The sequence below is a fragment of the Niallia nealsonii genome (genome assembly GCF_002835805.1).
GTDB classification, from domain to species: domain Bacteria; phylum Bacillota; class Bacilli; order Bacillales; family Cytobacillaceae; genus Niallia; species Niallia nealsonii.
Genome location: NZ_PISE01000040.1, coordinates 80,693 through 88,567, shown reverse-complemented (window position 1 = coordinate 88,567; position 7,875 = coordinate 80,693). Strand labels below are relative to the sequence as shown.

Genomic DNA, 7,875 nt, shown 5'->3' with positions numbered 1-7,875 from the left:
AATCATATCAGAGCTTGATCTTTGATTCAAAAAAAGCTAACGCGTAATGAGTATATACTCATTACGCGTTAGCTTTTCGTCTATTTTTATTTCTCTGCCATTTTTATGCTTGCATGAACAAATTCACGGAATAATGGCTGTGGTCTAGTCGGTCTAGAAATAAACTCTGGATGGAACTGAGATGCAACAAACCAAGGATGATCTGTCAGCTCTACTATTTCCACTAAACGGCCATCTGGGCTTGTACCAGAAAATACAAATCCAGCTTTCTCCATATCTTGACGGTATTGATTATTGAATTCATAACGATGACGATGTCTTTCATAAATCACTTCATCTTGGTATGCTTCATACGCTTTTGTGTTTTCTTTTAACTTACAAGGATATAATCCTAATCTCAATGTTCCACCTAAATCTTCAATATCTTTTTGTTCTGGAAGCAAATCAATAATTGGATATGGTGTATCTTCTTTAATTTCAGAAGAATGCGCTCCATCAAACCCTAATACATTGCGAGCAAATTCAATAGAAGCAACTTGCATTCCTAAACAAATGCCGAAGAAAGGAACTTGTTGTTCACGAGCATATTGCGCAGCCAAAATCTTCCCTTCAATACCACGATCTCCAAAACCGCCAGGAACAAGAATTCCATCTGCTGATTCTAATAATTCTTTTACATTTTCTGCTGTTACATTTTCTGCATTGACCCAATCAATTTCAATATCTGCATCAAATGTATACCCAGCATGTTTTAATGCCTCCACAACAGAAATATAAGCATCTTGAAGCTCCACATATTTTCCTACAAGTGCAATTTTTACTGTCTTCGATAAATTGCGTACAACATCAACAAGCTGAATCCACTCTGTCATATCTGCTTCCTGACAGTTTAGTTTTAAATGCTCACAAACAATTTGGTCTAACTTCTGTTCTTGTAATGCTAATGGAATCGTGTATAGCGTATCCGCATCTTGACATTCAATTACAGCTTTTGTATCAATATCACAGAATAAAGCAATTTTATCTTTCATATCTTGTGAAATTGGCTTTTCCGTTCTAACAACGATGACATTTGGCTGTATACCTAAGCTGCGAAGTTCTTTAACACTATGTTGAGTTGGTTTTGTTTTCATTTCTCCTGCTGCTTTAATATAAGGTACTAAAGTACAGTGGATATACATAACATTTTCTCTACCAATATCATTTTTAATTTGGCGTATTGCCTCTAAGAATGGCAGTGATTCAATGTCTCCAACCGTTCCGCCAATTTCTGTAATTACAACATCTGCATTCGTTTCTCTGCCTGCACGATATACTCGTTCTTTAATCTCATTTGTGATATGTGGAATAACTTGAACTGTTCCGCCAAGATAGTCACCGCGACGCTCTTTTCTTAGAACTGTTGAATAAATTTTTCCTGTTGTCACATTATTATATTTTGTTAAATTTATATCAATAAAACGCTCATAATGTCCTAAATCCAAATCTGTTTCCGCACCATCATCTGTTACAAAAACCTCTCCATGCTGATATGGACTCATTGTCCCTGGATCCACGTTAATATATGGATCAAACTTTTGAATAGTTACACTTACTCCACGATTTTTTAGTAATCTGCCTAGAGATGCAGCAGTAATCCCTTTTCCAAGTGATGAAACTACACCACCTGTTACAAAAATATATTTTGTCATTATAAAATCCCCCTTGTTTATCAGTTTGTGCAAATTCCTCTTTATTTAAAGAAGAATTTATCTTTATTTTCGGCTGTGTCAATGAATATTCTATCTAGAACTATTTTTCCATCTTTTTTGTGAAAACAAATGTTTTTTACGCCTTCTCGCAATTGCTAGAAGACGTGAGCAAAAAACAGCCATAGTTCTTTAACAAAGCCTTCGTTTTAGACAGGGAGTGAAACGATTGCTAGAGAATGTATTTATAAAAAGCTTAATAATTTTATAAAAAACAAAAAAGCTCCACTTACTTCAAAAAGTAAGGGAGCGCTATTTAGCGAATTTAAGATCGTTCCTTTTTTAAGGAGCCCAAAAATGATTTTACAAGTAACAACTAGAAAAGTCAAGGGACTATTTATCGTCGACCTCATCTTCAAATTCATCATCTTCCTCTTCTTCTTCTTCGTCTAAATCATACTCTTCATCTAATTCTAATTCTTCCTCTTCTTCCTCATCAACTAGATCATCATCTAGTAGGTCGTCATCTTCTTCCTCTTCTTCATCATCATCTTCTAATAAATCGTCATCTTCTTCCGACTCTTCATCAAAATCATCATATACATCTTCTTCATCGATAAGATCAAAATCATCAAAATCGTCATCAGAAGCTTTTTTCGATTTTTTCTTTTTCGGTTTTGTAACGGTTACCACATCTTCTTCCGATTTATCTACAGGATACCATGTACGTAATCCCCAACGATTATCTCCTAACGATAGAAAACGGCCATCAATATTTATATCTGTATAAAATTGTGCAATTTTGTTATCTACTTCAGCATCTGCTAAATCTAATAGTTTTGTTACTTCACTCACAATTTCGTGAAAGGAATATGGTGTTTTAGCACCATTTAATAATTCATATGCAACTTCTATTAAAGACATCTCTTTTAATTCTTTCATTGTGTATTTTTCTACACTCATTTCTTGCACTTCCCTTCTAATCTAGACTCTTTATCTTCGTCATGATAAGCAGTTTATCCCTAATTTTCCAACCAATCATCTAAAAAATCACGCCAATTATTAAAGAAATAAGTTCAAAACCACTCTAACCTCGATGTAAATATACCATTTTTACAAGTATTTTTTACAGTAAAGAGCAAAAATACATATTCTCCATTATAAACAAAATTTAGATGAATATGCTAGTAGTTTTGCCGTTCATTAGACTTTTCTTTAAATAATTATCTTCCCTTCCTCTCCTTATGATAGAAACGAGCCTTCTCGGAAATAATATTATTTTAAAGGAGGAATGATAAATTGAAGACACTACTTCTTATTGCATTCGCTATAATTGCTTTAATCTTTTTATTATACATGGATTTTTATTTCGGAAGAAAACATCAATTAAAAAATACTAAACGTCGCAATCACCCATTCCGATATTCAAATTTCACCATTTATTGTAATGGAAAAGAGTTATTTCCAGAATTATTTTCTACTTTAAAAGGCGCAAAGCATCATATCCATATTTTATTTTATACAGTGAAAACAGATAGCATCAGCAATGAATTTTTCTCCTTGTTACGAGAAAAAGCAAAAGAGGGGGTAGAAGTTCGCCTTGTTCTTGATTGGTTAGGAAGCCTGAAGGTACGAAAAAAAATCATTCAAGAGCTACAGGAGGATGGAATAGAATTCTATTTTTGCCACATTCCAAAGCTCCCTTTTCTCTTTTATTCTCTTCAAGTAAGAAATCATCGCAAAATCGCCATTGTAGATGGGGAAATTGGGTTTATGGGTGGATTTAATATAGGAAAAGACTATATTAATGCTAATCTTAAGTTAAGCCCTTGGAGAGATTGTCACATAAAAATGACCGGAGAAGGTTTAGACGATTTACAAAGAGAATTTCTGAAAGATTGGCTAGGTGCTTCCAAAATTAATTTGCTGCAAAATTCAGTATACTTTCCTACGCAGTCAAAAGGAACATCCAGGCATCAGCTAATTCCATCTAAAGGCAAATATTTAGAAGAGATTCTTTCAAATTTAATAAGGAATGCAAAGAAATCAATTATTATTTGCACACCTTATTTTATCCCAACTAAACAAATAATGAGAGAATTGCTTTTTGCTTTAGACCGAAATGTTGAGATTATGCTTTTATTACCTAATAACGCCGATCATATTTTAGTCAAAGAAGCGTCTTTTTCCTATTTAAGAAAACTGCTAGCCAAAAATACTACTGTTTATCAATACGCTCACGGTTTTTTTCATAGCAAAATTACGATTGTTGACGATGAAATATGTTTTATTGGTTCCTCTAATTTTGATAAAAGAAGCATATTTCTAAATCATGAGCTGAACTGCGGCGTATATGATAAGAAATTTATTGGTGAGATGCAAGAACAAATTCAGAATGATTTAAAACTTTCTAATCCGTTACTTTTAGCAGATATAGAAAATCCAACTATTTGGACGTTACTAAAAGAAAAAGTTTCCCATATATTTTCTCCCTTTTTATAATCAGCCTGCACATCAAAACTTTCTCATTTTAATGAGTATCCTTACTATTTTTTGGGAAATTGATCTAATAACAACTACACTATAAAAAAAAATTAGAGGAGATAGATATACTATGATATATAGATTTGGCTTTGTATCTCATGCCACTAATCTTTGGGACGCTTCACCTGCAAAAACCTTGACTTTTTCAAGGTATAAAGAAATGACAAAAGAAGCTAGATTGCAAAAGCTCTATGATATTACAGAAGCAAACCTAAACCATACTTTGCGAACCATTCATTATAATATCGGCCATGAAATAGATCTTTATCGCATGTCCAGTTCTATTGTGCCACTTGCAACACATCCTGAAGTAATGTGGGATTTTACTTCTCCTTTCAAGGGAAAATTTTTAGAAATAGGAGAGCTCGTTAAAAAGCATCATCTTCGAGTCAGTTTTCATCCAAACCAATTTACATTGTTCACTTCATCAAAAGATGAAGTGACAAAAAATGCTGTTATAGATATGGAGTTCCACTATAAAATGCTTGACGCTATGGGGATTGCCGAAGATAGTGTAATAAACATCCATATCGGTGGCGCTTATGGGGATAAAGAACAAACATTGATTCGTTTTTATCACAATTTAACTACACTGCCAACTCATATAAAAAAGATAATGACATTAGAAAATGATGATAAAACTTATACAGCTGAAGAAACATTAGCGGTCTGCCAAAAAGAAAATATTCCATTTGTTTTTGATTATCATCATCATATGGCAAACTTAAGCTCTATCTCCCTTGAGGAAATGCTTCCAGCCATTATGGCTACATGGAAAGGACGAGGATTAAAGCCAAAAATTCATTTATCTTCACCAAAATCAGACAATGCCTTTCGTTCTCATGCTGATATGGTTGATGTTCATTTTGTTAAGCCCCTATTTGATATGCTGCGTCCATTGCAACTAGACATAGATTTTATGATTGAGGCAAAATTAAAAGACCAAGCTTGTCTAAAGCTTGTCCATGAGTTGAGCAACATTCGTGGAGTTAAAAGAGTTGGTGGGGCTTCACTTGAGTGGAAATAGCAAAAAGCAGAGCTCTATAGCTTTTAAAAGCTAGAAGCCCTGCTTTTATTATTATTGTATCTCCTATTATCAGGAAGTAATATCCCCCACTCAAGATTATAAAAGGAAAAGAAAAGAAATATTTAAGTAGGGCTAGAGCAAACCTCGGCTGATTGAAGTTTCCCTTCATTTAAACATAGTTATAATCCATGGAGCTAGTTGTTCGTACACTTTGAATCCTGCATATATGCCAATAATGCCTACTATTCCAGGCAATGCACCAGGTGCTGGAATCGGCAATTTTAATAGCGCAAAAATAAATCCTGTTAAAAAACCTGTAAGAAGCGCTAACACCATTAACTTCATAAACACCATCCTTTTTCTTATTATTTGAAAAAATGATGTTATTATCCTTCCCACTTAATAGCGTTCTACTTTTACTTTATCTATACTCAAAAAAAGGATTGGCAGCATGCCAATCCTTTTTTCTTACATCTTTTCAGGTGCAGATACACCAATTAAGCGCAAAGCATTTCTTAACGTAATTTGTGTAGACTTAATTAGCGCTAATCTTGCTTTTGTTCTTTCTAAATTGTCTACATCCAGCACTTTTTCTGCATTATAAAAACTATGGAATGTAGATGCCAAATCATAAATATAATTTGTAATGCGGTGTGGCATTCTTTTTAATGCAGCTTCACCAACAGCTTGTGGGAACTCTCCTAATTTCTTCAGCAAATCAAATTCTTTTTCCGCTTCGATTTGTGCTAAATCTAGACTATCTGATAATGCGATGCCCTGCTCTTTGCCTTGTCTTAAGATACTAGAGATGCGCGCATGTGCATATTGTGCATAATAAACTGGATTTTCATTTGATTGAGATACAGCCAAGTCTAAATCAAAATCTAAATGTGTATCTGCACTTCTCATTGCAAAAAAGTAGCGTGTTGCATCAAGCCCAACTTCTTCTACCAGGTCTCTCATTGTTACAGCCTTACCAGTACGTTTGCTCATCTTCATTTTTTCGCCGTTTTTATATAAATGAACAAGCTGAATAATTTCTACTTCCAACGCATCTTTGTTATAGCCCAATGCTTGAATAGCTGCTTTCATACGAGGAATATAGCCATGGTGATCTGCTCCCCAAACATTAATAAGCTTTTCAAACCCTCTCTCTAGCTTATCTTTATGATAGGCGATATCTGGCGTTAAGTACGTATAAGAACCATCATTTTTGATTAGCACACGGTTTTTATCATCGCCAAAATCAGTGGAGCGCAGCCATGTTGCACCGTCTTCCTCATAAATATAACCATTTTCTTTTAAAGCATTTAGCGCAACATCAATTTTGCCATTATGGTATAAAGATGTCTCAGAGTACCATACATCAAAAGGAACACGGAAATCTTCTAAGTCTTTTTTCAGTTTCGCCATCTCATATTTCAACCCATAATCGCGGAAGAAATCAAAACGTTCTTGCTCAGAAACATGTACATACTTATCGCCAAATTTTTCTGCTAAAGCTTTACCGATTCCAATAATATCTTCCCCATGATAGCCATCCTGCGGCATTTCCTTTTCTAACCCCAAGCTTTGGAAATAGCGTGCTTCAACAGATAAAGCTAAGTTGTTAATCTGGTTTCCAGCATCATTAATATAGTATTCACGAGAAACATCATATCCTGCTTTGGCTAAGATATTACTTAATGAATCTCCAACAGCTGCCCCGCGAGCATGGCCTAAATGAAGGTCGCCTGTTGGATTTGCTGATACAAATTCAACTTGCACTTTTTCGTTATTTCCTACATTTATTTCTCCATAATTATCATCCGCTTCTAAAACAGTTGGAATTAATGTTGTTAAATAGCTATTATCCATATAAAAATTAATGAATCCCGGTCCAGCAATTTCCAACTTTTTAATCGATGCTTTACTTACATCAAAGTTCTCAATAATTGCTTCTGCGATCATGCGAGGTGCTTTTTTTGCTACTCTCGCTAATTGCATTGCCATATTAGTAGAATAGTCTCCATGATTTTTATCTTTTGGAATTTCCAAAATAACTTCTGGAATTTGCTCCTCTTGAGCTAATCCCGCTTTTAGTACCGTATCTTTTATTTCTTGTTTAAGCTTTTCTTGTATTTGCGCTACAATATTCATTTTTGTTCTGTTTCCTCCTTAAAATCTATTGTCATATGATAGGTTCCATTAGACTTTCCTTGCATTTTTAAATCATATAATAAATCAAAATTTCCAGCAGATAAGGATTCTCGAGATAATTCCAGCGACATTCTTTTTGTATCTGTTTCTACTAGAAAGGTGCCATATGGACTTTCATAGCTGCCGTTTCTTTTTTTATTTACGATAAAAGATAGTCTCATTTTTACTGCACCACTTCGAAGAATAAGTCCTTCATTTTCGGTAATTTTGATAATCGTTTTAATTGTGCCTTCTTCTGCCGTTTCTTCATATTTTATATATTTTCCATTATCTTTTTCTAAGTATTGTCCAAATCCGTTCCACTCAATACTATCCTTTGTTTTCCCATTATAAATATGAGTAGACACACGTATCTTTACAGGCACTTGTTCCGCTGACCGACTTGACAACGGCAACACATCCTTTTCTTTTACTGTA

General features: G+C 34.2%; 7 protein-coding genes. 2 read left to right on the top strand and 5 right to left on the bottom strand.

The features are described 5' to 3' along the window. Positions 1-86 precede the first annotated feature (86 nt). Together CWS01_RS16880 and rpoE are read right to left on the bottom strand one after the other, a co-directional pair. A complete protein-coding gene (locus CWS01_RS16880; protein ID WP_101178343.1) occupies positions 87-1,691 on the bottom strand; it encodes a CTP synthase in 1,605 nt (534 codons plus the stop codon). Positions 1,692-2,081: 390 nt separating this feature from the next. Then, a complete protein-coding gene (gene rpoE / locus CWS01_RS16875) occupies positions 2,082-2,651 on the bottom strand; it encodes a DNA-directed RNA polymerase subunit delta (protein WP_101178342.1) in 570 nt (189 codons plus the stop codon). A gap of 336 nt (positions 2,652-2,987) precedes the next feature. Here rpoE and cls point away from each other — a divergent pair, with 336 nt between their 5' ends. Both cls and uvsE read left to right on the top strand, forming a co-directional pair. After that, positions 2,988-4,190, top strand: coding sequence for a cardiolipin synthase (gene cls / locus CWS01_RS16870; RefSeq protein WP_235852101.1), 1,203 nt, complete (start codon positions 2,988-2,990; stop codon positions 4,188-4,190). 112 nt (positions 4,191-4,302) lie between these two features. After that, positions 4,303-5,259: a UV DNA damage repair endonuclease UvsE gene (uvsE, locus tag CWS01_RS16865; protein ID WP_101178341.1), complete on the top strand. Its 957-nt coding sequence runs from the start codon at positions 4,303-4,305 to the stop codon at positions 5,257-5,259. Positions 5,260-5,424: 165 nt separating this feature from the next. On the opposite strand, the gene CWS01_RS16860 is transcribed toward uvsE, so the two are convergent. The 3 genes from CWS01_RS16860 to CWS01_RS16850 form a co-directional block, all read right to left on the bottom strand. Continuing rightward, positions 5,425-5,604 (bottom strand): XapX domain-containing protein, encoded by a 180-nt coding sequence (locus tag CWS01_RS16860; RefSeq protein ID WP_101178340.1) that lies wholly within the window; start codon positions 5,602-5,604, stop codon positions 5,425-5,427. 123 nt (positions 5,605-5,727) lie between these two features. Further along, a complete protein-coding gene (gene argS, locus CWS01_RS16855; RefSeq protein WP_101178339.1) occupies positions 5,728-7,398 on the bottom strand; it encodes an arginine--tRNA ligase in 1,671 nt (556 codons plus the stop codon). Then, positions 7,395-7,847, bottom strand: coding sequence for a DUF1934 domain-containing protein (locus CWS01_RS16850; RefSeq protein WP_101178338.1), 453 nt, complete (start codon positions 7,845-7,847; stop codon positions 7,395-7,397). Before CWS01_RS16850 ends, argS begins: the two co-directional genes overlap by 4 nt. Positions 7,848-7,875 lie beyond the last annotated feature (28 nt).